The organism is Sinorhizobium sp. GQ132 (genome assembly GCF_059758575.1).
This window is the reverse complement of the sequence record NZ_JCAXDX010000009.1, coordinates 225,159-247,959: the sequence shown is the minus strand read 5'-3', so window position 1 is coordinate 247,959 and position 22,801 is coordinate 225,159. Positions and strand designations below refer to the sequence as shown.

Sequence of the window (22,801 nt, the reverse complement as noted above, 5' to 3'; positions counted from 1 at the left end):
TCTAGCTCAGATATCATCGCCCGGGTGCTGCACCCCGCCTTTGCCCCCGACGGTAAAGGACCTGATATAGTCGTCGATCCTGACCGGATCGAAGACGTGGCCGTCCATGAAACGATCGCCGTCCGTTGCTCCTTCGAGCCTGCTGCCGTCCGCGTCGGGCGGCAAGGCATCCTTGCCGAGCGCCTCGCGATAGAGGTCCGGACGATAGGCGGAGATGGCCGCGTCAATTCCCAGCCTCGACAAGGATGTCTGTCCCCAGCGCACCATCTGACTGTAGGTCCAGAGCGCCTGGCTGGGACGCGGGAAGTTGGCAAAGTCTGCGTGGAAGACGAGATAGTTCTCGACGACGCGGCGGTTTCTTTCCGGGTCGATTGCGAATTCGCCCGCAAGCACCCGGCGGATGATGTCGGCCGGCGCTGCCACGTGACGTTCCTCTGCCAGGACTTCCGCAAGGCGGCCGCGATTGCCCGGCTCGTCCGACCAGCGGGCGGCGCGGTCGAGCGCGACGATCAGGCGCGAGACCGTATCCCTGTTGGCCTCCGCCCATTCGGGACGCATGCCGATGACCTTTTCCGGTGCCGAGGGCCATATGTCCTGCTTGGTCGCGACGATGCGGCCGACGCCGCGTTCGGATGCGACCATGTTCCAGGGCGCACCGACGCAAAAGCCGTCGATGGCGCCCGCGGCCAGTGCATCGGAGGTCATTGGCGGCGGCACCACGACCAGCTTGACGTCGCGGTCGGGATCGATGCCGCCGGCCGCGAGCCAGTAGCGGAACTCGTAGTTATGGGACGAGAAGGGGTAGGTGACGCCGAGCGTCAGCCGCGGCTTGCCGGCTGCCTGCGCGCTGCGGATGAACGCCGCCAGGGCCTTGGCATTCTTCAATGCATCTTCGCCTGCGCAGAGCCCTTCTGCCTCCTGCATGAGCCCGTAGAGCCGCGTCGACAGCGTGATTGCGTTGCCGCCGCGCCCCAGGGAAAAGGGCGCTATCGTCGGGGACGGATTGGAGCCGAGGCCGAGCATGGCGGCAACCGGCATGGGTGAAAGCATGTGGGCCACGTCGAACTGTCGAAAGGCAAGCCTGTCACGTACATTCGCCCAGGAGACGTCCTTGACGAGTTCGAGGGTGATGCCTTCGCGCTGTGCAAAGCCGAATTCGGCGGCGGCGATCAGCACGGCCGCGTCCACGAGGGGGATGAATCCTGCGCGGACGGTGCGCGATCCCTCGTGGCGGATGCGACCTGGCGCCGGCATGGCACCGCCGGCGGCGAGCTTCTTGCCGGTGAGTTCACTTTTGTTCGTCAATATGTTCACTCCGGTGTCTCCCGAGGTGCCGCAGCAGAAGAGCGGCCGGTCACCGGATCAGCAATCCGGCGGCGGTCACGACGCTTTGCGCGATCTCCGAAATTTTTTTCTTCTCGTTCATCGCCGTCTGACGCAGCAGCGCGAAGGCTTCCTCTTCGGAAAGACTGCGCATTTTCATGAGGATGCCTTTGGCGCGCTCGACGAGCTTGCGCTCTTCGAGTGCGGATTTGGCTTCCGCCAGTTCGCGCTGAAGCCGGCTGAAGGCCTTGAAGCGGCTGACGGCCATGTCGAGGATCGGCTTGACGCGCTCCTTCTTCAATCCGTCGACGATATAGGCCGAGACGCCTGCCTCGACGGCCGCTTCGATAGAGGCCGTGTCGGAGCGGTCCACGAACATCGCGATCGGGCGACCGACCGTGCGGGTCAGCTGGAAAAGATGTTCCATCATGTCCCGGTTGGGGTTTTCGATGTCTATGACGATCACGTCCGGGCGGAGCGTCTCGATGACCCGGGCGACGCCGTGAACCTCATGGATCACGGTGACCTTGCCGTGTCCTGCTTCGCGCAATCCTTCCTCGATGATCGAGGCGCGGATGGCGTTCTCGTCAATCACAAGAATGGTGAGGTCGCGATGGGTCATGCCGTATCATGATGCGATGCAGCAATTTCCGCAATATAGATATGCCCGAATATTTTGCGATATACTGTGGTGCCTAAATAATAGGCTACTGACCGTCGGTCTGGCGTAAATTCAGGCAGGCTTATTTGTCGAAGTCGGCAACGGGTCAAGCGCTCTCGCCCAGAGGCTGGTCGCATGGAACGTCCATTGGCACTTCGCGTGCTGTCGTTCGCCTGTGTGGCTGCGCAGCGTTTCCAGAAGCTCGAGGCCGTCGGCCCGCTTCTGATCCACATAGCCCGCCCGCAGCTTCCCAATCAGTGCATCGCCGCTCGTTATCAGCCGGGCGCGCGCAGCGATCGCACCCCAGCTCCGTTCCTTGTAGAACAAGGAGGAGGCGGCTTCCTCGACGTCAGCGGCATCTTCGACGGACAACGATTGCAGTTCCAGGAGTCGGCGGAGGGTTGCCCTGACATTGACGAGGGGAATGGTCAGGGGCGCGTAGCCGAGTTCCTCGGGAGCGTGGAGCAGTGCCACGTCGGAATCGTCTTCGGCCTCGCCGCTTGCATATTGGCGAAAGATCTCGCCGATGCCGGCCATTCCGAAATCGGCGCATTCGGCCGCGCGCAGAGCACCCATGCTCGCTGCGCCGAAGACGGCCACGCCCTCGGAAAGGGCGAAGAGAATTTCCTTGTGCCAAACGGGGGCGACATGTTCGAAGTTGCCGTCGATCAGGCCGATGGCCGCAGCGCCGTCGTGCACCGCCCGGAGAACATCGCCCTGCCTGGCAGGCGGGCGGATCGTGAGCGTGTCGCCGGCCAACCGCACAGCATCCGGAACGGTCGGGCCAACGAATACGACTTTCATTCCGCCTCAGTGGATTTGAAAACGGCGGAGGCAGCCTGTCCGCCGTCAATCGTCTTCATGGACAGGCATGTTCATGGCGATCTTCAGCCATGAAGTGATTCCGCGGGGCGGGTTCCGGATGGGGCGTGGGTCTGATCCGACTCGGGCGTCTGCGCCATCGCCGCGACGAGAGAGATGATCTTCTTGCGAAGCACCGGGTCGGTGATCTTCAGGAAGGCCCGGTTGAGTGCGATACCCTCCTTCGAGGCGACGAAGGATGAAATCTCCTGGGATTCGTGAACATCTGCAGCGGGCTTGCCCGATTGGGCGCTGCCCTCGTCCTGCTGGAAGAAAAAGCTCGGATGAACACCGAGTATGTCGGCGATCGCCTGCAACCGGCTGGCGCCGATGCGGTTGGTGCCTTTTTCGTATTTCTGGACTTGCTGAAAGGTGATGCCGAGCCCGTCGGCGAGCTTTTCCTGGCTCAGACCTATCATCAGCCTGCGCATGCGAACACGCGAGCCGACAAAGGCATCGATCGGGTTAGGATCCTTTTTGTTCATCTGGTAGTCTCCTCGCGAGTTCGATTCAGCTAATGGCATATAAGTTTGCTTGAATGAACGCCGCGATGCAATCAGCACGCGTCGCTTTCTGTGGCAAAACGCAAGTTTCCAATGATTGTCGGGTTCGAAACGCCGGTCGGCAGAGAACTTGCCGCACCAGGGGGCAAGTGGCTGCATTCATGTACCGGAACGTTGTCGTCGAATCGGATAGGATTTAAGGGAACATCAGTAAGGAGTGGAAGCGTGCGACAATGAGTGTTGAGTCCAAATCAGAAGCAACCCCGCCACGGCGCTTTGCCGGCTCGATCGTCGTCATGGGCGTCTCCGGCAGCGGCAAATCGTCGGTTGGGGAGGCGATCTCCGAAGCTTGCGGATATCCCTTCATCGAAGGCGACGCGCTCCATCCTCCGGAAAACATCAGGAAAATGTCCGAGGGGATTCCGCTCACGGACGACGACCGCTGGCCGTGGCTCGCTGCGATCGGAGAGCAGCTGGCGAGCCGGGAGCCCGTCGTCGTTTCCTGCTCCGCCCTCAAGCGCAGCTACAGGGACAAGCTTCGCGAAAGTACACCCGGTGGCCTGGCCTTCGTCTTCCTCCTCGGCAGCGAGTCCGTGCTTGCGGAGCGGATGCACCACCGCACAGGGCATTTCATGCCGTCCTCTTTGCTGCAGACGCAGCTTGCGACGCTCGAGGATCCGACAGGGGAGGTGAGGACGGTCGCCGTAGACGTCGCACAACCACTGGCGGAGATCGTCCGCGAGGCGCTTGCAGGCCTCGCCCGTCTTTAAGGTTGCGTTTCGCAATGCCCGCCGCGGTCTTTGCAGATCGTGCTTGGCACGCCGGCTCTTTGGAAGGAAATTAGCCGGCGGCGATGTTATCGTTCGCGAGGTGGACGTGCGGCGACGCATCGCAGCGGCTCACCTCTGCTCGGCGATGGGGAGATCGTGGAGCGGGCGTCGGGAGGAGATGGAAATGTTTGAAGCTGGATTGAACTTCGCGCTTGGCGAGGAGATCGATGCGCTGCGCGAGAGCGTGCGTCGCTTCGCAGCGGAGCGAATCGCGCCGCTTGCGGGCGATGTGGATCGCAAAAACGCCTTTCCGATGTCGCTCTGGCGGGAGATGGGGGAGATCGGCCTGCTCGGCGTTACCGCCGACGAGGCTCATGGCGGTGCGGGACTCGGCTATCTCGCCCATTGCGTGGCGATGGAAGAGATCAGCCGCGCATCCGCTTCGGTGGGCCTGAGCTACGGCGCCCACTCCAATCTCTGCGTCAATCAGATCAACCGCAACGGCAAACCGGCACAGAAGAGCAGATATCTGCCGAAGCTCATTTCAGGCGAGCATGTCGGGGCGCTTGCCATGTCCGAGCCCGGTGCCGGCTCCGATGTCGTTTCGATGAAACTCAGGGCCGACAAGCGCGGCGACCGTTACGTCCTGAACGGCAGCAAAATGTGGATCACCAACGGCCCGGACGCCGATGTCCTGGTCGTCTACGCCAAAACCGATCCGGCAGCCGGACCGCGCGGCATCACCGCTTTCCTGGTGGAAAAGACATTCTCCGGCTTTTCGGCCGGCCAGAAGCTCGACAAGCTCGGCATGCGCGGATCGAACACGTCGGAACTCATCTTCACGGATTGCGAGGTGCCGGAGGAAAACGTGCTCGGCGGCGTGGGCGAGGGCGTCAAGGTGCTGATGTCCGGCCTCGATTACGAGCGGGTCGTGCTTTCTGCCGGACCGCTCGGGATCATGGCCGCTTGCCTCGATGTCGTCGTCCCCTATCTCCATGAGCGCAAGCAGTTCGGGCAACCGATCGGCGAGTTCCAGTTGATGCAGGGAAAGCTTGCCGACATGTATGTGACGATGAATGCCGCGCGGGCCTATGTCTATGCCGTGGCGGCCGCTTGCGACCGTGGTGAGACTGCGCGCAAGGACGCGGCCGGCTGTATTCTCTATGCGGCGGAAAAGGCGACGGCCATGGCGCTGGAGGCGATACAGGCGCTGGGCGGCAACGGCTACACCAACGATTATCCGGCAGGCCGGCTGCTGCGCGACGCCAAGCTGTACGAGATCGGTGCGGGCACGAGCGAGATCCGTCGCATGCTGATCGGACGGGAGCTCTTCGCCGAAACGAAATAGGCCGAATAGGTAACGCTTGGGGGGAGCATGACAGTATTGCGTTCGCATATTTCGCCGTCCTCGGAGGAGTTCAAGGCGAACCGCGCGGCCATGACGGAGGCCATCGCGACGGTCGAGGACGCGGTGCGCCTGGCCGCAGCCGGTGGCGGCGAGACGGCGCGCGAGCGCCACGTCAGCCGCGGCAAGCTCCTGCCGCGGGATCGGCTCGCTACTCTCATCGATCCGGGCACGCCTTTTCTGGAGGTCGGAGCCACCGCCGCACATGGAATGTACAACGACGATGCGCCGGGCGCGGGCCTGATCACCGGCATCGGCCGGATTTCCGGCCGCGAGTGCATGATCGTCTGCAACGATCCGACGGTCAAAGGCGGCACCTATTATCCGCTGACGGTCAAGAAGCATTTGCGCGCGCAGGAGATCGCGGCGGAGAACCGGCTCCCCTGCGTCTATCTTGTCGACTCCGGCGGCGCGAACCTGCCGAACCAGGACGAGGTCTTTCCGGACCGGGACCATTTTGGCCGCATCTTCTACAACCAGGCCAACATGTCGGCGGCCGGCATCCCTCAGATCGCGGTGGTCATGGGATCCTGCACGGCGGGCGGCGCCTATGTGCCGGCAATGTCCGACGAAGCGATCATCGTCGAAAAGCAGGGCACCATCTTTCTCGCAGGGCCGCCGCTCGTTCGCGCGGCGACCGGCGAGGTAGTCTCGGCCGAAGACCTTGGCGGCGCCGACGTCCACACGCGTCTTTCGGGCGTTGCCGATCACCTTGCGCGCGACGATGCGCATGCGCTGGCATTGGCGCGCCGGGCCGTTTCGGCCTTGAACCGTGAGAAGCCGTGGCCGGTCGAGCGCATCGAGCCGGAGCCGCCACTCTACGATCCGGAGGAGATCGCCGGCATCGTCCCCGCCGACCTCAAGACGCCCTACGAGATCCGCGAGGTGGTCGCCCGGCTTGTCGACGGTTCCCGTTTCGACGAGTTCAAGGCGCGCTTCGGCACCACGCTCGTTTGCGGCTTCGCCCACGTCCACGGAATTCCCGTCGGCATCGTCGCCAATAATGGCGTGCTCTTCTCGGAATCGGCCGTCAAGGGCGCCCATTTCGTGGAGCTCTGCGCCCAGCGCAGGATTCCGCTGGTCTTTCTGCAGAACATCACCGGCTTCATGGTCGGCCGCAAATACGAGACGGAGGGAATTGCCAAGCACGGCGCCAAGCTGGTGACCGCAGTCGCCACCGTGAAAGTGCCGAAGATCACCATGCTGGTCGGCGGCTCGTTCGGGGCGGGCAATTACGGGATGTGCGGGCGCGCCTTTTCGCCCCGGTTTCTCTGGACGTGGCCGAACAGCCGCATTTCGGTCATGGGCGGCGAACAGGCGGCAGGCGTCCTCTCCTCGGTGCGCGGCGAAGCCTTGAGGCGGTCGGGGAAACCGTGGAGCGAAGAGGAGGAGGCACGCTTTCGCCAGCCGGTGCTCGATCTGTTCGAACGGCAGAGCCATCCGCTCTATGCATCGGCAAGGCTTTGGGATGACGGCGTGATCGATCCGCGCAAGAGCCGCGACGTGCTGGCGCTGTCTCTGTCGGCGGCTTTGAACGCGCCGATCGAGGAGACGCGCTTCGGACTGTTCAGAATGTGACGAGAGGTCCCGAGATGAAACGCGACAACATCAATGCCCTGAATGCACCGCAGCCGCGCGGCGGTTATTCGCAGGCTGTCAGCGTCGAGGATTTCCGGCGGATGCTTTTCGTCAGCGGCCAAATTCCGGTGACGTCGGACGACGTCTTGCCGGAAGGTTTCGAAGCGCAGGCGCGCCAGGTCTGGCTGAACGTCGATGCGCAGCTCAAGGCGGCCGGCATGTCCAAGACCGACATCGTCAAGGTCACGACCTATCTCGCCGACAGGCAGCATGTCGTGGCAAACCGTGAAATCCGCAACGACTATCTCGGCTCGCTGGCGCCGGCGATGACGGTGGTGATCACCGGCATTTTCGATTCGGCCTGGCTCATGGAAGTCGAAGTGGTAGCGGCGCAATAGCACCGGAAAAGAGGCGCATGTTTTCGAAGCTCCTGATTGCCAATCGCGGTGAGATCGCCTGCCGCATCATCCGCACCGCGCGACGGCTCGGCATTCGCACCGTCGCCGTCTATTCCGACGCAGACGGAGACGCGCTGCATGTGGCGCTCGCCGACGAGGCGATCCGGATCGGGGGAGCGCCCGCCGCCGAAAGCTATCTGGCGATTGCGCCCATCGTTCGAGCGGCAGGAAGCGTCGGCGCACAAGCCATTCATCCGGGCTATGGTTTTCTGTCGGAGAACGCCGATTTCGCCGAGGCTGTCGAAGAAGCAGGCATGATATTCGTCGGGCCGCCGCCGGCCGCGATCCGCGCCATGGGTCTCAAGGACGCGGCCAAGGCGCTCATGGAACGATCCGGAGTACCGGTCGTGCCCGGCTATCACGGCGAAGAGCAGGATACATCCTTTCTTGCCGAGAGGGCACGGATGATCGGATATCCGGTGCTGATCAAGGCGCGGGCGGGCGGCGGCGGCAGAGGCATGCGCCGGGTCGAGCGGCAGGAGGATTTCGGCCCGGCGCTGGAGGCCGCACGACGGGAGGCCGAATCCGCCTTCGGCGACGGTTCGGTGCTTATCGAGCGCTATCTGACGAAGCCGCGTCACATCGAGATGCAGGTCTTCGGCGACCGGCACGGCAATATCGTCCACCTCTTCGAGCGCGACTGCTCGCTGCAACGGCGACATCAGAAGGTTATCGAGGAGGCGCCGGCGCCCGGCATGACGGCCGAGGTCCGCCGTGCGATGGGCGATGCGGCGGTCAGAGCCGCCCAGGCGATCGGCTATGTCGGCGCCGGCACGGTGGAATTCATCGCCGACGTGACCAACGGTCTCTGGCCGGATCACTTCTATTTCATGGAGATGAACACGCGGCTGCAGGTGGAGCATCCGGTCACGGAAGCGATCACCGGCATCGATCTCGTGGAGTGGCAGTTGCGGGTCGCCAGCGGCGAGCCGCTGCCGAAGAAACAGGCCGATATTTCCATGAACGGCTGGGCCTTCGAGGCGCGCCTCTATGCGGAGGATCCGGCCCGGGGCTTCCTGCCGGCGACCGGCCGGCTGACGCAATTGAGCTTTCCCGAGGATACTGCGCGGATCGATTCCGGCGTCCGGCAGGGGGATACGATCACGTCCTATTACGATCCGCTGATTGCCAAGGTGATCGTGCATGGCCAGAACCGTTCGGCGGCGCTCGGTGGGTTGCAGGAGGCTCTCAAGGAATGCCGGATCGGCGGCACCGTTACCAACCGCGACTTTCTCATCCGCCTGACGGAAGAGCACGACTTCCGCTCCGGCCATCCGGATACGGGGCTGATCGACCGCGAGATCGAGCGCCTGACCGCGCCGGTCGCACCCGGCGACGAGGCGCTGGCGCTGGCGGCGATCATATCGACCGGCGCGCTCGATCCGAACAAGTCGAGTGATCCATGGTCGTCGCTCGGCTCCTGGCAAATCTGGGGCGACGCGCACCGCATGGTGGTGATCGAGCATGCGGACGACCGCGTAACCGTGACCTTGGCTTCGCGCGGCCGCGACCAGTTCGCCGTGCGCGCCGGCGCGAGCACGCTGCCCGTCCTGGTGCTCGACCGCTTCGAGGGTGGTGCCCGGCTCGAGGTGGCCGGACAGAAGCGCCTGATCCGTTTCTCGCGGGATCGCGAGGCGTTGACGCTCTTCCATGGCGGGCGCAACCTGGTGTTCCAGCTGCCGGACGGATTGACCGGCGGGCAGAGCAGCGAAATTGCCGACGACGAGCTGGTCGCGCCGATGCCGGGTCTCGTGAAGCTGGTGCGGGTCGGCGCCGGCGACGCGGTGACAAAGGGACAGGCACTCGTCGTGATGGAGGCGATGAAGATGGAACTGACGCTTTCGGCCTCACGCGAGGGCACGATCGCCGATGTGCATGTGGCGGAAGGCGCTCAGGTCAGCGAGGGCACGGTGCTCGTGACGCTGACGGAGGAGGCTGCGCAATGACGTCGCCGGCAAAGGAGCGCGTCACGATTGTCGAGGTGGCGCCGCGCGACGGTCTTCAAAACGAGTCGCGGCTCGTCGCCACCGAGGACAAGGTCAGGCTCGTCGATCTGCTGTCCGACTGCGGTTACGAGCGCATTGAAGTCACGAGCTTCGTCAGTCCGCGCTGGGTACCGCAATTGGCCGATGCGCCGGCTGTCATGGCTGACATCGTCCGGCGTCCGGGCACGCGTTACGCGGCACTGACGCCCAATATGCGCGGCTTCGAGGCGGCGCTTGCGGCTGGCGCCGACGAGGTCGCGATCTTTGCCTCGGCGTCGGAAGGCTTCTCCGAGAAGAACATCAACTGCTCGATTGCCGAAAGCATCGAGCGTTTTCGGCCGGTCGCCGAAGCAAGCCGGCGCCAAGGCATTCCCCTGCGAGGCTATGTGAGCTGTGTCGTCGAATGTCCCTATGAGGGCGCGATCGCGCCGGCGCAGACCGCCCGCGTCGCGCGGCTGCTTGCCGACCTCGGCTGCTACGAGATCAGCCTCGGCGACACGATCGGGCGCGGCACGCCGGAAGCAGTCGATGCCATGCTGACAGCGGCGCTCCGCGAGATCGATGCCAAGAAACTCGCCGGGCATTTCCACGACACGTCCGGCCGGGCGCTGGAGAATATCGCGGTAGCACTGGAGCGCGGTATCCGGGTTTTCGACGCTTCGGCCGGCGGGCTCGGCGGTTGTCCCTATGCGCCGGGAGCGGCCGGCAATGTCGATACGCTTGCGGTGAACGCCTTTCTCGATGCGCGGGGTTTTGCCACCGGCCTCGACTCGGACAAACTCGAGCGTGCCGCTGCTTTTGCACTATCGCTGAGGAGCACAGCATGACCTTCGATACGATCCGCTGTGCCATCGACCAGCGCGGCGTCGCCCGGGTGACGCTTGCCCGTTCGGCAAAGCACAATGCGCTTTCCGCCACCATGATCGGCGAATTGACGGCCGTCGCAGGCCGGCTCGCAACCGACACGTCGATCAGGGCAGTCATTCTCGACGCCGAAGGCAAGAGTTTCTGCGCCGGCGGCGATCTCGAATGGATGCGTCAGCAGTTTTCCGCCGACCGGCCGACGCGGATCGCCGAGGCGACGCGGCTTGCGATGATGTTGAAGGCGCTGAACGATCTGCCGAAGCCGCTGATTGCGCGCGTGCATGGGAACGCCTTCGGCGGCGGCGTCGGGCTGATCAGCGTCTGCGACACGGTGATCGCCGCTTCCGGCGCCCAATTCGGCCTGACCGAGACGCGCCTCGGGCTGATCCCGGCGACGATCAGCCCCTATGTCGTTGCCCGGACAGGCGAGGCGCGGGCGCGGCCGCTGTTCATGTCGGCGCGGATCTTCGGTGCGGAGGAGGCGAAGGTCGCCGGTTTCGTGACGACGGTCGTCGACGGCACCATGCTGGACGGAGCCGTCGAAGCCGCGGTGACGGCCTATCTCGTCGCGGCTCCGGGCGCCGCCGGGCGGGCGAAGCGGCTTGCGCGGTCGCTGGGTCTTCCCATCACCGACGCCGTCATCGCCGCGACGATAGAGCACCTTGCCGATAGCTGGGAAACGGACGAAGCACGGGAGGGCGTGTCGGCCTTCTTTGAACGGCGCAATCCCTCCTGGCGGCTATGAGCCGAGATTGCGCTTGAATTGACGGGAAATCGATCCTATTTTTATAGGGACCCGATCAAAACAGGATCGATTTCTCATGATTGCCCTCGATTTCCAGATCCCAGCAGCCCGTTTCGGGGACGATCATTCCCCGTTTCTCTCGGCCCGCCTGGTCGCCGACCGATTGGGCGTCACGCTCGCCGAACTCGCCAAGCTGATCGGTGTCGCCCGCAATACGCTGACGGCGAAATCCGGCGCCCGGAAGGTCGACAGCGCCTTGAGCAAGGTCGTCCGCATCCTGGCCATGGCTTCCGAAATGGCGGGCGACGAAGCCCGCGCCGTCATCTGGTTCAAGCACCAGCCTATTCCCGGCTGGGCCGGCAAGACGGCATTCGACCTGGTCGGTGAAGGCAAGGCCGACAAGGTGCTCGCCTATCTCGAATCGGTACGCGCCGGCGTCTACGCTTAAGACGGGATGAGGAAACACATTCCGCCCGCATCGCGGCCCGATCCGGAACCGACGGCGTCGGTTGAGCCGATAACGCTCTGGCGCGCCTTCGTTCCACGCTGGGCACATATGCCGCTATCCGGCGCGGGTGCTGCTCGCTTCGGTGGCCGCTGGAACCCGATCGGCGTGCCTGCGATCTATGGCGCGCGCGAGCTTTCCACCGCCTGGGCCGAATACAATCAGGGTTTCGTCCAGCATCCGGCGCTGATCGTGCAGCTCGAGTTGCTGGGGGCGAGGCTCGCGGACCTCACGGATGTCAGGCTTCTTGTGGAGCTTGGTGTGGATGAGGCGATCCATCGCTGCGAATGGCGTGATGCCCTCGACAAGGGCGCGGTGCCGGATTCCCACAGGCTCCAGTCGGAGCTTCTGGCGCGCGACTTCCATGGGGTGATCTATCCATCCTTCATGTCGCCCGGCGGCACCTGTGTTGCGCTCTGGCGTTGGAACGGTCCGCAAGAACCGCGTCTCGGCGTCATCGACCCCGATGGCCGGCTGCCGAAATCGCCCGCCTCATGGGTTTGAAGATTCGGGCCAGCCGCCGCCGCTTGTTTGATTTCCTCATTCCTGTGCTCGTCACAGGAATCCAGCCAGACCAAGTCCTTGGGCTGAAAGAACGCTTCCCGCGCCGCAGACGCGGCGCTGCTCTTATCCCTGTGACGAGTGCACAAGGATGAGGAGAGAATTGCAGTCCTCCGAAAAGTTTCCTACAGCGCAGCGCGTCTTACGAGACGCGCAAAGGAGCTGCTGCATGCTTTTGTCCATTGATCGGCTACGATCAATGGAGACATGCAGTGGGAGCAAGGTCGGTACTCAAGGAATTCAAGCGCATCGCCATGCGTGCCGACAAAACCGACCAGAGCTTCAGGCCTTAGGCTAAGACCTTGCCGGCATTGAGAATACCGTTCGGATCGAAGGCATTCTTGATGCGCCGCATGAGTTCGAGTTCCGCCGAACTGCGGGAGCGATCGAGAAAGTCGCGCTTCAGGAGGCCGATCCCGTGCTCGGCGGAAACCGAGCCGCTATAGGTGCCGACCAGTCCGTAGACGACGGCGTCGACCGCGTGGGCCGTTTCCTCGGTTGCGCCTGGAACGGAAAAGGCGATGTGAAGGTTGCTGTCGCCGACATGGCCGAAGAACGACACGTGCGCTTCGGGAAACTTGGCCCGGAGCGCCGTGCCGCAATCCTCGGCGAAGCTGCCGATCGCGCCGATCGGCAGGCTGACATCGAAATTGAGAAGCAGGGGCAGCCGATCCAGCGCGTGACCCTCGCGGATACGCCAGAAGGTTTGAGCCTCTTTTTGCGATTGCGCGATCAGCGCGTCGCCGATCACACCGTCCTCCAGGGCTCGCCCGAGAAACATTTCGAACCGTTCGCGTTCCGCTTCATGGCCTTGCAGGTCCTCTTCGACGATGACGGCGAAAGCGGGAGTGGCTTCGAAAAGCCTGAGCTTTTCAGCCTCGCAGTTGAAACGGAAATAGCTCTCCCACATCGCCTCATAGGCGGAGAGGCCGGCGAGTTCCTTCTGTGCCCGCTTGAGCAGAGCGACGACATTCTCATAGCTGTCGAGCGCGCAGAGCGCCGTCAGCCGCCCGGCCGGTAGCGGGCGCAGGCGCAATACCGCCCGCGTGATGATGCCGAGCGTGCCTTCCGAACCGATGAAGAGCTGCCGCAGGTCGTAGCCCGTGTTGTTCTTGATCATCTTGTTCATCGACGAAATCACGGTTCCGTCCGCAAGAACGGCCTCGAGCCCCAGCACATTGTCGCGTGCCACACCGTTGCGGATCACCCGGATGCCGCCGGCATTCGTGGCCAGATTGCCGCCGATCTGGCAGGAGCCGCGCGCCCCCAGATCGATCGGCAACAGGAAACCGGCATCCTCGGCCGCGCGCTGGGCGACTTCGAGGGGTGTTCCGGCGAGCACCGTCATCGTCCCTGCCGCAGCATCGACCTCCTCGATGCCGGAAAGTCTCTCCAGCGAAATGGCAACGTCGCCAGCGCACGGATTGGCGCCGCCGGCGAGCCCGGTCAAGCCACCCTGCGGCACCACGGCCTGGCGATGCGCGTTGCAGATCCTCAGCGCGTCGGCGACCTCGGCAACGCTTGCCGGGCGAACGACCGCCAGGGGGAGGATCCGGCCCGTGAGGCTTGCATCGCCGCGGTGACGTTCGGCGATCCGGTCGCCGGTGAGAACGGCATCGCCGAGTGCGCTCGTGAGATCATCGATAACAGACATTGGACGGTTTCTACCGCAGGATTCATTTGGTCGGAACGATTAATTCGGCAGATCAACGCCCGGCGTCCAGACAGGGCGAATCCGCGCTTCCACAGCCCGGGTTCACCGCCTCACGTGCCGGTGGCCGCGAGCACCGGCGCCTCCGCCTCTATCGGCGGTGCTTCCTTTTGTCCGCCCTTGCGGAATAGCTTCCATCGCGTCGGCCGGAAGGCGATGCGCGTGTGGTCCATGGAGGCGGCCCGTTCCGGCGGTAGCTCGATCTCGACCGGAGGGTGCGTACGTCCGAGGTCGAGTTCCAGATGCCGGGTGCCCGCCACGCGCCGGCTGGCCGTGACGAGGCCGGCGAGGCAACCGCCGCAGCCGTCGATGAGTTCCACGTCGTGCGGGCGGAAATAGAGGGTTGCGGCGCCGTCCGGTTCGTTCCCGGCACGAAGGCCGATCGGGCGGTCCTCATGCCAGATTTCGCCATTGGCGAGGGTGACGTTGAGGCAGTTGGACTGCCCGATGAAGCCGTAGACGAAGGGCGAGACCGGATGGTCATAGATCTCGTCGGGCGTGCCGACCTGCTCGATCGCGCCCTTGCTCATCACGACGACGCGGTCGGCAAGCTCGAGTGCTTCCTCCTGGTCGTGAGTGACGAAGATCGTGGTGTGGCCGGTGCGATCGTGGATTTCGCGCAGCCACCGCCTCAGCTCCTTGCGCACCTGCGCATCGAGCGCGCCGAAGGGCTCGTCGAGGAGCAGAACGTTGGGCTCGACGGCCATGGCGCGGGCGAGTGCGACGCGTTGGCGCTGCCCGCCCGAAAGCTGGGCCGGGTAGCGTTTCTCCAGCCCGGAGAGCTGCACGAGTTCCAGCAGGTCGAGCGCCCTGCGGCGGATGTCGGCAGCCGCCGGCCGCCGTTTGGCGGGCCGCACCTTCAGACCGAAAGCGACGTTGTCGAGCACCGTCATGTGGCGGAAAAGCGCATAGTGCTGGAAAACGAAGCCGATGTTGCGCTCCTGCACGGTCTTCTTCGACGCATCCTCGTCGCCGAAGAAAATCGTGCCTTCGGTCGGGCTTTCGAGCCCGGCGACCAGCCTGAGCAGCGTGGTCTTGCCGGAGCCGGAGGGGCCGAGGAGCGCGATCAGTTCACCCGAGCGGATGTCGAGGGAAACGTCCTCGAGCGCGGGAAAACGGCCAAATTCCTTGCGAATATTCTGGACGCGGACTTCCATGGAGGTCTGGACCTTTCAGTGCCTGCGGCTGGCAGCGATCTCGTCGCTGTAGCGAAGTTCAAGAGCAGTCTTCAAAACGAGCGTTACCAGCGCCAGGAGCGCCAGGAGCGCCGCCACCGCGAAGGCGGCGACGAAGTTATATTCATTGTAGAGGATTTCGACCTGCAACGGCATGGTGTTCGTTTGCCCGCGAATATGGCCGGACACGACCGAGACCGCACCGAATTCGCCCATGGCGCGGGCATTGCAAAGAAGCACGCCGTAGAGCAGGCCCCATTTTATGTTGGGAAGCGTCACATGCCAGAAGGTCTGCCAGCCGGTGGCGCCGAGCGAAAGTGCCGCCTCCTCGTCGGCCGTTCCCTGTTCCTGCATCAGCGGGATCAATTCACGCGCGACGAAGGGGAAGGTCACGAAGACGGTGGCGAGCACGAGACCCGGAACGGCAAAGAGGATCTGGATGCCGTAGCTCTGCAGGATCGGCCCGAGCACGCTGTGAGAGCTGAATAGCAGCACGAAAACGAGGCCGGAGATCACTGGCGAGACGGAGAAGGGCAGGTCGATCAGCGTCGTCAGGAACGCCTTGCCCTTGAACTCAAATTTCGCGATGGCCCAGGCGGCCGCCACCCCGAAGACGAGATTGAGCGGCACGGCGATCCCCGCGACGAGCAGTGTCAGACGGATTGCGGAAAAGGTCTCGGGATCGCCAAGCGCCGTGAAGAACTCCATCGCTCCTTTGCGGAACGCCTCGATGAACACCGTGGCGAGCGGCAGAAGCAGGAAGAGCGCGACGAAACCGAGCGCAACGGCGGTGAGGACCACGCGTGAAAGCGGCGTTTCCGAGGTCGCGGCCGTCACAAGCGTATTAGAAGCGTAGGCGGCATCATGCGCCATAACCATATCTCCGTCTGCTCCACGCCTGGATCACATTGATGACCAGCAGCATCATGAAGGAAAGCAGGAGCATTACCGCGGCGATCGCGGTTGCTGCCGGATAGTTGAATTCCTCGAGGCGGATGACGATCAGAAGCGGCGCGATCTCCGAGACATAGGGAAGGTTGCCGGCGATGAAGATCACCGAACCATATTCGCCGACGCCGCGGGCAAAGGCGAGTGCGAAGCCGGTCAACCCCGCAGGCAGGAGACCCGGCAACAAGACCCGGCTGATCGTCTGGAAGCGGGTGGCGCCGAGGGTCGCAGCCGCCTCTTCGACTTCCTTGTCGATCTCTTCCATGATCGGCTGCACGGTACGCACGACGAAGGGCAAGCCGACGAAGATCAGCGCCACGACGATCCCGGCCGGAGTGAAGGCGATCTTGATGCCGAGCGGAGCGAGGAGCGAGCCGATCCAGCCGTTCGGCGCATAAAGCGTCGTGAGCGCAATGCCGGCGACCGCGGTCGGCAGGGCGAAGGGCAGATCGACCATTGCGTCGATCACGCGCTTGCCGGGGAAGCGATAGCGCACGAGAACCCAGGCGAGGAGCACGCCGAAGACCAGGTTGACAACGGCGGCGATGAAGGCCGTGCCGAAGCTGATCGTCAATGCGTTGACCGTGCGCTCGTCAAGCGCCAGTTCCACGAATTTCGACCATCCGAGGCCGCTCGAGCGCCACAGCAGTCCGGAGAGAGGAATGAGAACGATGATGGTGAGCCATGCCAGCGTGACGCCGAGCGCCAATCCGAAACCCGGAATGACGCTCGGCTGCCGAAACCGCCACCGCGTGCTGCTGCGAGCGGCCATCGAAATCATTGCCCCGGCCTGTAGATCTGGTCGAAGACCCCGCCGTCGCCGAAGAATTTCGGCTGAGCTTCCTTCCAGCCGCCGAAATCGTCGATCGTGACGAGCTTCAATTCGGCGAAGCGCGCGGTGTCGTTGGGATCCGCCAGTTCAGGCTTGAACGGCCGGTAGTAGTGTTTGGCCGCGATCTTCTGCCCGACACCGCTGTAGAGATAATCGAGATAGGCCTCGGCGACCTTGCGGGTACCCTTGCTGTCGACGTTGCCATCGACCAGCGCAACGGGGGGCTCCGCCTTGATCGAGATCGACGGCGTGACGATGTCGAAATTGTCGGGGCCCAGTTCTTCCAGTGACAGATAGGCTTCGTTTTCCCAGGCCAGCAACACATCGCCAAGGCCGCGCTGGACGAAGGTGGTCGTCGCGCCGCGCGCGCCGGTGTCAAGAACCGGCACATGCTTGAAGAGCTGCGCCACATATTCCTGTGCCTTCGCATCGTCCCCGTTATTGGCGGCACGTGCCCAGGCCCAGGCGGCCAGGAAGTTCCAGCGAGCGCCGCCCGAAGTCTTCGGGTTGGGCGTAATTACCTGCACATCCTCCCTGACGAGATCGCCCCAATCCTTGATGCCTTTGGGGTTGCCCTTGCGGACGAGGAAGACGATGGTCGAGGTATAAGGCGCGCTGTTGTTATCGAAGCGGGACTTCCAATCGGCGGGAATTTTGCCGCTTTCCTTGGCGATCGCGTCGATATCCGCTTCGAGGGCCAGCGTCACGACGTCGGCCTCCAGTCCGTCGATGACCGAACGGGCCTGCTTGCCGGAACCGCCATGCGATGTCTGGATCGTCACGGTTTCGCCGGTGTCGGCCTGCCATTTTTCGGCAAAGGCCGCGTTGAATTCCTTGTAAAGTTCCCGAGTCGGGTCGTAGGACACGTTCAGGATCGTCGTGTCCGCAGCCGCGAGGCCAATTGAGCCAAGCTGCAGGCTTCCGACGATAAGCGCTAATTTGACTATTCCGGCAAGACTATTCGAGCTCATTTCGACCTCCATCTTTTGCCAGATAAAGCTATCAATTTGGTAGACTACTTCAACGCAAACTTATGACGCCTGGAGGCGGTTTCTTGAAAAGTCCTGTCAATATGCGAGCTGCTGAAAGAATGCCGTGCCCGTTATCGGTCTTGGCTCTCTGCCGCCAATAAAATAGCACGACATTTTAGAAATGCACTAAAATTGTGGACTAATGGTTTTCGGCTCCCCGGCGGGCTCTCAGAGCGCCATCATCTTGACGGGGGAGCCCGGTCAAAGGACGTGGCCGCGGGCGACGACCGTCCATGTTCCTTTTGGCGTGCCGCTCTCGATGACGTGGACCGCGTCGACCATGTTGGTCACGACGCATGCATGGTTCGGAACGATGCGGACCTGTTCGCCGACCTCAAGGCCGATCGGACCGTCCGAGACGAGGCGGCCATGCTCCTCGGAAAGCTGATCGATACGTATGTCGTCGCGGCCGAGCACGTGGCCGTAGCCGGTGAGACCCAGCAGGTCGGACGTCAGGACCTTGCTGCCGGCATCGATGATCGCCCGGTTTTCGCTGGGAACCGACACCACGGTCGCGAGAACGGTGAGGGCGCAGTCGTCCCATGACGCCACGCCACGGGCAACCAGCGACCGGTCGTTATAGATATACGTACCCGGCCTGTGCTCGCTCGCTACCGGCGCCTCGGCTGCCTGCATCATACCGGGCGTGCCCCCTGATGTAATGCAGGGAACTTCGAGCCCCTCTGCCTCGATCAGCCGCTTCGCATCGCTCATGAAGGTCTGGACGCGTGCGGCGCCATCGGCCGGCGGATAGGTCATCAATCCGCCGAAGCGCAGTCCCGGTGCCTCGGCTATGCGCCGGGCAAGGCGCGCCGCCTCGGACGGAGTCCCGACGCCGCAGCGATCTGCCCCGGTGTTGCATTCGACAAGTACGGTCAAGGGCTTGCCGGCATCGGCGAAGAAAGCTGCGAGCCCGTCGACGACGGTCGCATTGTCCGCGACGACGCTGACCGTCACCTTTTCGCTGAGTCGCGCGAGCCGCGCGAGCTTCTCGGTCCCGAGGAGGTTATAGGTGATCAGCACATCCTCCATCCGGGCGCTGCCGTCGACCATCGCCTCCGCCTCCGTCACCTTCTGGCAGGTGATGCCGATCGCCCCTGCATCGAGCTGCAGCTCGGCCATCTGCGGAAGCTTGTGGGTCTTTATGTGCGGGCGCACGCGGATGCCGTTCCGGTCGGCATAGGCTTGAAACGCAAGGACATTGCGCCGGGCGATATCGAGATCGACCAGCACGGCGGGGGTTTCGATCGGCAGTGTCATGCGGGGCGTTTCCTCGATGCGAAGTGGATCGGCGGCGAATGTAGCCGATCCTGCTTGACAAATAATGGCCCAAGGCATTTGATGGGTCAATCCGTTATTTGGGACGCATGTCCATTATACCGGAATATATGATGGGAGCGAAAGGGGAGGTCTTTCAATGATCAGCAAATTCACGGTCGCCGCGAGCTTCATCGCGGCCGTGCTGGCGGCCATGCCGGCGCAAGCACAACAGGCATCGAGCAAGCTCGATGAGATTCTGAGCCGCGGCCATCTGATACTCGGCACCGGCAGCACCAACGCGCCGTGGCACTTCAAGAGCGCCGAAGACAAGCTCCAGGGTTTCGACGTCGATATGGGCCGCATCATCGCAAAGGCGCTCTTCGGGGACCCGGAGAAGATCGAGTTCGTCAACCAGTCGTCCGATGCTCGTATTCCGAACATCACCACCGGCAAGGTCGATATCACCTGCCAATTCATGACGGTTACCGGGGAACGCGCTCAGCAGATCGCCTTCACTATCCCTTACTACCGGGAAGGCGTCTGCCTGATGCTGAAGGCGGACGGCGAGTATGCCGATTATGAAGCGCTGAAAGCTGCCGGCTCTTCGGTGACGATTTCCGTATTGCAGAACGTCTATGCCGAGGACATGGTCCATGCGGCCTTGCCGGAGGCGACGGTCGACCAGTACGAATCCGTCGACCTGATCTATCAGGCGCTCGAATCCGGCCGCGCCGATGCCGCCGCCACCGACCAGTCCTCGCTCGCCTGGTACATGACCCAGAACTCGGGGCGCTATAAGGACGCCGGCTATGGCTGGAACCCCCAGACCTACGCCTGCGGCGTCCGGCGCGGTGATCAGGACTGGCTGAACTTCGTCAACACGGCGCTGCACGAAGCCATGACCGGTGTCGAATTCGATTTCTATGCGAAGTCGTTCAAGACCTGGTTCGGCAAGGACCTCACCCCGCCGCAGATCGGTTTCCCCATCGAGTACAAGTGAGCCCTGCCAATGGCGGCTCCGCCAGTTGGCGGAGCTGCCTTGTTCCATGAAACGGCTTCTTCCATGACATATTCCTTGAACTTCGCGGCCGTGTGGCGCTCGTTCGACCTGCTTCTCGAAGGTCTGGCGCTCAGCCTCGGCCTCGCATTTGTCGCGATCCTCGCGGGTTGCGTGATCGGGTTGATCACGGCCTTTGGGCTCGTTTCCAGGAGGGCATTGCTGCGCAAGCCTGCCGGGCTCTACGTCACCGTGATCCGCAACACGCCGATCCTCGTCCTCGTCCTCTTCAGCTATTTCGCGCTTCCTGAACTCGGAGTCCGTCTCGGCAAGATCGAGAGCTTCGTCGCGACGCTTGCCATCTACTCGGGGGCCTATCTTGCCGAAGTGTTTCGCGGCGGCCTCATCGCCATACCGCCGGGCCAGCGCGAGGCGGGGCTCGCGATCGGGCTTACGGAGATGCAGATACGCACGTCGATCATCATTCCGCTGATGCTGCGCAGCGTCCTGCCGTCGCTTAGCAGTACGATGATCTCGCTCTTCAAGGACACCTCGCTCGCCGCCGCGATCGCGGTTCCGGAACTCACTTTCGAGGCACGCAAGATCAACGTCGAGACCTTCCGCGTCATCGAGACCTGGATCGTTGCGAGTTGCCTCTATGTCGCGACCTGCTCGTTGCTGGCCGCCCTTATGCGCGCCGCCGAGCGGCGTCTTGCAGTGCCGAGGTGACCGTCATGGATTTCTCGTTTCTCGACCAGCTCTGGCTTGCCCGGATACCGCTCCTCAAAGGGCTCGGCGTCTCCGTCTCGATATCGCTTCTCTCGATCGTCGTCGGCACCGTGCTGGGCGTCTTCGTCGGTCTGGCGCTCGTCTACGGGTTCCGTCCCTTCAAATGGCTCGTGCGCGGTTACACCGATTTCATCCGCGGCACGCCGGTGCTCGTCCTGGTGCTCGCGAGCTACTACGTCCTGAGCACGATCGGCATCGATCTCGGGCCGTTCCAGGCCGGTGTTCTGGCCCTTGCCGTCTTCTGCAGCTCGCATGTCGGCGAACTGGTGCGTGGCGCGCTGCAGTCGATCCCAAAGGGACAGACCGAAGCCGCCAAGGCGATCGGTCTGACCTTTGCGCAAACCTTCGCCTATGTGCTTGCCCCGCAGGCTTTGCGGCAGGCACTTCCTGCCTGGGTCAACACAGCGGCCGAGATGGTCAAGGCATCGACGCTGCTTTCCATCATCGGCGTGAGCGAGTTGCTGCTGCGGACGCAGGAAGTGATTTCCCGCACCTTCATGAGCCTCGAATTCTATTTCTTCGCAGGCTTTCTTTATTTCGTCATCAATTACGGTATCGAGCGCTTTGGCCGTTACGTCGAGCGCAAGACCGCCGTTCCATCGTGAGGCTCGCCATCCCATGACCAATCTTCTCGAAATCCGCGATCTTCACAAACGCTACGGCACGGTCGAGGTGCTGAAGGGCGTCGATTGCTCGATGCGCCAGGGGGAGGTGATCAGCATCATCGGATCCAGCGGTTCGGGCAAGACGACGATGCTCCGCTGCATCAACATGCTTGAGGAGTTTCAGGGCGGCACGATCGCCATCGACGGCCAGGAGATCGGCTACGAGACGGCAGGAGGCGCCCGCCGGCGCAAGTCCGAGCGGGAGATCGCCCGCCAGCGCGCACTGACCGGCATGGCCTTCCAGCAATTCAACCTGTTTCCGCATATGACCGCCGCGGCCAATGTCATGCTCGGGCTTGTCAAAGTGAAAAAGATGAGCCGCGACGAAGCGAGGGTGCTTGCCGAGAAATGGCTCGACCGGGTCGGCCTGCTCTCGCGCAAGGACCGTTATCCGGGGCAGCTTTCCGGCGGCCAGCAGCAACGCGTGGCGATCGCCCGTGCCATCGCCATGAATCCGAAGCTCATGCTCTTCGACGAGGTCACTTCGGCGCTCGATCCGGAGCTCGTCAACGAGGTCTTGCAGGTCATCAAGGGTCTCGCCGAGGATGGGATGAGCATGCTGATCGTCACTCACGAGATGCGCTTCGCCTACGAGGTCTCGTCCCGGGTGATCTTCATGAACCAGGGGCGCATCGGCGAGGAGGGGGATCCGCGCGAGATGTTCCTGAAACCGAGAACCGAACGCCTGGCGGAGTTTTTGAAGACCTCGACGTTCAACTGAGCAAGCAATGAATTTGATGAAGAAGTGGAGTGAAGCGTGACGATCAAGCGTTATGGAACGGGCGAAACCGGTGCGGGCAAGCAGCCCCTGCCATTTGCACGCGCCGTGGAGGCGAACGGGTGGCTGTATGTTTCCGGTCAGGTCGCCATGGAGGCGGGCGAGATCGTCGGCGGCGGAATCGTCGCCGAAAGCCGCAAGGCGATCGAAAACATGATCGCAATCCTGCACGAAGCCGGCTATGGGCTCGAAGATGTGGTGCGTGTCGGCGTCTGGCTCGACGACCCCCGTGACTTCTGGACCTTCAACGGCGTCTATGCGGAGTATTTCGGCGCCAACCCGCCGGCCCGCGCCTGCGTCCAGTCGCGCATGATGGTCGACTGCAAGGTCGAAGTTGACTGCGTCGCCTACAAGGCTAATTGAGGTCAATTCTGAAGGGCCGGAATAGAAGCGGCA

24 protein-coding genes are annotated in these 22,801 nt (G+C 63.1%); 14 read left to right on the top strand and 10 right to left on the bottom strand.

The features are described from left to right. Positions 1-6: 6 nt before the first annotated feature. The 4 genes from AC6CIG_RS22400 to AC6CIG_RS22385 all read right to left on the bottom strand — a co-directional run bounded on the left by AC6CIG_RS22400 (position 7) and on the right by AC6CIG_RS22385 (position 3,330). Positions 7-1,314 (bottom strand): CmpA/NrtA family ABC transporter substrate-binding protein, encoded by a 1,308-nt coding sequence (locus AC6CIG_RS22400; RefSeq protein ID WP_102764182.1) that lies wholly within the window; start codon positions 1,312-1,314, stop codon positions 7-9. 40 nt (positions 1,315-1,354) lie between these two features. After that, a complete protein-coding gene (locus AC6CIG_RS22395) occupies positions 1,355-1,945 on the bottom strand; it encodes an ANTAR domain-containing response regulator (protein ID WP_100670625.1) in 591 nt (196 codons plus the stop codon). Between the two features lie 111 nt (positions 1,946-2,056). Then, positions 2,057-2,788, bottom strand: coding sequence for a TfuA-like protein (locus AC6CIG_RS22390; protein ID WP_102764183.1), 732 nt, complete (start codon positions 2,786-2,788; stop codon positions 2,057-2,059). Between the two features lie 83 nt (positions 2,789-2,871). Beyond that, the gene (locus AC6CIG_RS22385; protein ID WP_102764184.1) at positions 2,872-3,330 is read right to left on the bottom strand and encodes a helix-turn-helix domain-containing protein; all 459 of its coding nucleotides are present in this window, start codon (positions 3,328-3,330) and stop codon (positions 2,872-2,874) included. 251 nt (positions 3,331-3,581) lie between these two features. Here AC6CIG_RS22385 and AC6CIG_RS22380 point away from each other — a divergent pair, with 251 nt between their 5' ends. From AC6CIG_RS22380 to AC6CIG_RS22340, 9 genes are all read left to right on the top strand, one after another. After that, complete coding sequence (locus tag AC6CIG_RS22380; RefSeq protein ID WP_437408729.1) at positions 3,582-4,118, top strand: gluconokinase; 537 nt, start codon at positions 3,582-3,584, stop codon at positions 4,116-4,118. Positions 4,119-4,302: 184 nt separating this feature from the next. After that, on the top strand, positions 4,303-5,466 hold the full coding sequence (locus AC6CIG_RS22375; RefSeq protein WP_437408730.1) for an isovaleryl-CoA dehydrogenase: 1,164 nt from the start codon (positions 4,303-4,305) through the stop codon (positions 5,464-5,466). 27 nt (positions 5,467-5,493) lie between these two features. Continuing rightward, a complete protein-coding gene (locus AC6CIG_RS22370) occupies positions 5,494-7,101 on the top strand; it encodes a carboxyl transferase domain-containing protein (RefSeq protein WP_018097162.1) in 1,608 nt (535 codons plus the stop codon). A 14-nt stretch (positions 7,102-7,115) separates the two neighbouring features. Continuing rightward, positions 7,116-7,499: a RidA family protein gene (locus AC6CIG_RS22365; protein WP_102764187.1), complete on the top strand. Its 384-nt coding sequence runs from the start codon at positions 7,116-7,118 to the stop codon at positions 7,497-7,499. Positions 7,500-7,516: 17 nt separating this feature from the next. Then, entirely contained in the window at positions 7,517-9,505 is a 1,989-nt protein-coding gene (locus AC6CIG_RS22360; protein WP_102764188.1) for an acetyl/propionyl/methylcrotonyl-CoA carboxylase subunit alpha, read from the top strand. Then, positions 9,502-10,371 carry a hydroxymethylglutaryl-CoA lyase gene (locus AC6CIG_RS22355; protein WP_102764189.1) on the top strand — a complete coding sequence of 290 codons (870 nt, stop codon included), beginning with the start codon at positions 9,502-9,504 and terminating at the stop codon, positions 10,369-10,371. Before AC6CIG_RS22360 ends, AC6CIG_RS22355 begins: the two co-directional genes overlap by 4 nt. Further along, on the top strand, positions 10,368-11,153 hold the full coding sequence (locus AC6CIG_RS22350) for a crotonase/enoyl-CoA hydratase family protein (protein ID WP_102764190.1): 786 nt from the start codon (positions 10,368-10,370) through the stop codon (positions 11,151-11,153). The genes AC6CIG_RS22355 and AC6CIG_RS22350 overlap by 4 nt, the downstream gene beginning before the upstream one ends. Positions 11,154-11,229: 76 nt before the next feature. Continuing rightward, on the top strand, positions 11,230-11,601 hold the full coding sequence (locus AC6CIG_RS22345) for an antitoxin Xre/MbcA/ParS toxin-binding domain-containing protein (protein ID WP_018097157.1): 372 nt from the start codon (positions 11,230-11,232) through the stop codon (positions 11,599-11,601). Positions 11,602-11,607: 6 nt separating this feature from the next. Next, the gene (locus tag AC6CIG_RS22340) at positions 11,608-12,162 is read left to right on the top strand and encodes an RES family NAD+ phosphorylase (RefSeq protein WP_437408731.1); all 555 of its coding nucleotides are present in this window, start codon (positions 11,608-11,610) and stop codon (positions 12,160-12,162) included. Positions 12,163-12,508: 346 nt separating this feature from the next. Here the strand turns inward: AC6CIG_RS22340 and AC6CIG_RS22335 are convergent, their stop codons facing one another. The 6 genes from AC6CIG_RS22335 to AC6CIG_RS22310 form a co-directional block, all read right to left on the bottom strand. Continuing rightward, complete coding sequence (locus AC6CIG_RS22335) at positions 12,509-13,873, bottom strand: FAD-binding oxidoreductase (protein WP_102764192.1); 1,365 nt, start codon at positions 13,871-13,873, stop codon at positions 12,509-12,511. Positions 13,874-13,983: 110 nt separating this feature from the next. Further along, entirely contained in the window at positions 13,984-15,087 is a 1,104-nt protein-coding gene (locus AC6CIG_RS22330; protein ID WP_437408732.1) for a sulfate/molybdate ABC transporter ATP-binding protein, read from the bottom strand. A gap of 15 nt (positions 15,088-15,102) precedes the next feature. Beyond that, positions 15,103-15,978 carry a sulfate ABC transporter permease subunit CysW gene (gene cysW, locus AC6CIG_RS22325; protein ID WP_102764194.1) on the bottom strand — a complete coding sequence of 292 codons (876 nt, stop codon included), beginning with the start codon at positions 15,976-15,978 and terminating at the stop codon, positions 15,103-15,105. Continuing rightward, entirely contained in the window at positions 15,968-16,834 is an 867-nt protein-coding gene (gene cysT / locus AC6CIG_RS22320) for a sulfate ABC transporter permease subunit CysT (RefSeq protein WP_010975580.1), read from the bottom strand. The genes cysW and cysT overlap by 11 nt, the downstream gene beginning before the upstream one ends. Then, positions 16,831-17,856, bottom strand: coding sequence for a sulfate ABC transporter substrate-binding protein (locus AC6CIG_RS22315; protein WP_437408733.1), 1,026 nt, complete (start codon positions 17,854-17,856; stop codon positions 16,831-16,833). The genes cysT and AC6CIG_RS22315 overlap by 4 nt, the downstream gene beginning before the upstream one ends. A 261-nt stretch (positions 17,857-18,117) precedes the next feature. Further along, positions 18,118-19,176, bottom strand: a complete 1,059-nt coding sequence (locus AC6CIG_RS22310; RefSeq protein WP_102764195.1) for a D-TA family PLP-dependent enzyme — start codon at positions 19,174-19,176, stop codon at positions 18,118-18,120. A 157-nt stretch (positions 19,177-19,333) separates the two neighbouring features. On the opposite strand from AC6CIG_RS22310, the gene AC6CIG_RS22305 reads away from it, so the two are divergent. The 5 genes from AC6CIG_RS22305 (at position 19,334) to AC6CIG_RS22285 (ending at position 22,768) form a co-directional block, all read left to right on the top strand. Continuing rightward, on the top strand, positions 19,334-20,176 hold the full coding sequence (locus AC6CIG_RS22305; RefSeq protein ID WP_498323830.1) for a transporter substrate-binding protein: 843 nt from the start codon (positions 19,334-19,336) through the stop codon (positions 20,174-20,176). 63 nt (positions 20,177-20,239) lie between these two features. Further along, positions 20,240-20,902, top strand: a complete 663-nt coding sequence (locus tag AC6CIG_RS22300; RefSeq protein ID WP_026168824.1) for an amino acid ABC transporter permease — start codon at positions 20,240-20,242, stop codon at positions 20,900-20,902. Between the two features lie 5 nt (positions 20,903-20,907). Next, positions 20,908-21,567 carry an amino acid ABC transporter permease gene (locus AC6CIG_RS22295; protein ID WP_102764197.1) on the top strand — a complete coding sequence of 220 codons (660 nt, stop codon included), beginning with the start codon at positions 20,908-20,910 and terminating at the stop codon, positions 21,565-21,567. Positions 21,568-21,580: 13 nt separating this feature from the next. Then, complete coding sequence (locus tag AC6CIG_RS22290; RefSeq protein WP_437408734.1) at positions 21,581-22,348, top strand: amino acid ABC transporter ATP-binding protein; 768 nt, start codon at positions 21,581-21,583, stop codon at positions 22,346-22,348. Positions 22,349-22,384: 36 nt separating this feature from the next. After that, positions 22,385-22,768: a RidA family protein gene (locus AC6CIG_RS22285; RefSeq protein WP_018097144.1), complete on the top strand. Its 384-nt coding sequence runs from the start codon at positions 22,385-22,387 to the stop codon at positions 22,766-22,768. The last annotated feature ends 33 nt before the right edge of the window (positions 22,769-22,801 follow it).

Bases quoted from the DNA above. Each gene is read 5' to 3' on its own strand.
- AC6CIG_RS22385 (WP_102764184.1), bottom strand. From the start codon at position 3,330: ATGAACAAAAAGGATCCTAACCCGATCGATGCCTTTGTCGGCTCGCGT.
- AC6CIG_RS22350 (WP_102764190.1), top strand. From the start codon at position 10,368: ATGACCTTCGATACGATCCGCTGTGCCATCGACCAGCGCGGCGTCGCC.
- AC6CIG_RS22295 (WP_102764197.1), top strand. From the start codon at position 20,908: ATGGATTTCTCGTTTCTCGACCAGCTCTGGCTTGCCCGGATACCGCTC.
- AC6CIG_RS22340 (WP_437408731.1), top strand. From the start codon at position 11,608: ATGAGGAAACACATTCCGCCCGCATCGCGGCCCGATCCGGAACCGACG.
- AC6CIG_RS22290 (WP_437408734.1), top strand. From the start codon at position 21,581: ATGACCAATCTTCTCGAAATCCGCGATCTTCACAAACGCTACGGCACG.
- AC6CIG_RS22395 (WP_100670625.1), bottom strand. From the start codon at position 1,945: ATGACCCATCGCGACCTCACCATTCTTGTGATTGACGAGAACGCCATC.
- AC6CIG_RS22360 (WP_102764188.1), top strand. From the start codon at position 7,517: ATGTTTTCGAAGCTCCTGATTGCCAATCGCGGTGAGATCGCCTGCCGC.
- AC6CIG_RS22300 (WP_026168824.1), top strand. From the start codon at position 20,240: ATGACATATTCCTTGAACTTCGCGGCCGTGTGGCGCTCGTTCGACCTG.
- AC6CIG_RS22365 (WP_102764187.1), top strand. From the start codon at position 7,116: ATGAAACGCGACAACATCAATGCCCTGAATGCACCGCAGCCGCGCGGC.
- AC6CIG_RS22305 (WP_498323830.1), top strand. From the start codon at position 19,334: ATGATCAGCAAATTCACGGTCGCCGCGAGCTTCATCGCGGCCGTGCTG.
- AC6CIG_RS22335 (WP_102764192.1), bottom strand. From the start codon at position 13,873: ATGTCTGTTATCGATGATCTCACGAGCGCACTCGGCGATGCCGTTCTC.
- AC6CIG_RS22310 (WP_102764195.1), bottom strand. From the start codon at position 19,176: ATGACACTGCCGATCGAAACCCCCGCCGTGCTGGTCGATCTCGATATC.
- cysT (WP_010975580.1), bottom strand. From the start codon at position 16,834: ATGATTTCGATGGCCGCTCGCAGCAGCACGCGGTGGCGGTTTCGGCAG.
- AC6CIG_RS22370 (WP_018097162.1), top strand. From the start codon at position 5,494: ATGACAGTATTGCGTTCGCATATTTCGCCGTCCTCGGAGGAGTTCAAG.
- AC6CIG_RS22315 (WP_437408733.1), bottom strand. From the start codon at position 17,856: ATGAGCTCGAATAGTCTTGCCGGAATAGTCAAATTAGCGCTTATCGTC.
- AC6CIG_RS22330 (WP_437408732.1), bottom strand. From the start codon at position 15,087: ATGGAAGTCCGCGTCCAGAATATTCGCAAGGAATTTGGCCGTTTTCCC.
- AC6CIG_RS22390 (WP_102764183.1), bottom strand. From the start codon at position 2,788: ATGAAAGTCGTATTCGTTGGCCCGACCGTTCCGGATGCTGTGCGGTTG.
- cysW (WP_102764194.1), bottom strand. From the start codon at position 15,978: ATGGCGCATGATGCCGCCTACGCTTCTAATACGCTTGTGACGGCCGCG.
- AC6CIG_RS22375 (WP_437408730.1), top strand. From the start codon at position 4,303: ATGTTTGAAGCTGGATTGAACTTCGCGCTTGGCGAGGAGATCGATGCG.
- AC6CIG_RS22345 (WP_018097157.1), top strand. From the start codon at position 11,230: ATGATTGCCCTCGATTTCCAGATCCCAGCAGCCCGTTTCGGGGACGAT.
- AC6CIG_RS22380 (WP_437408729.1), top strand. From the start codon at position 3,582: ATGAGTGTTGAGTCCAAATCAGAAGCAACCCCGCCACGGCGCTTTGCC.
- AC6CIG_RS22355 (WP_102764189.1), top strand. From the start codon at position 9,502: ATGACGTCGCCGGCAAAGGAGCGCGTCACGATTGTCGAGGTGGCGCCG.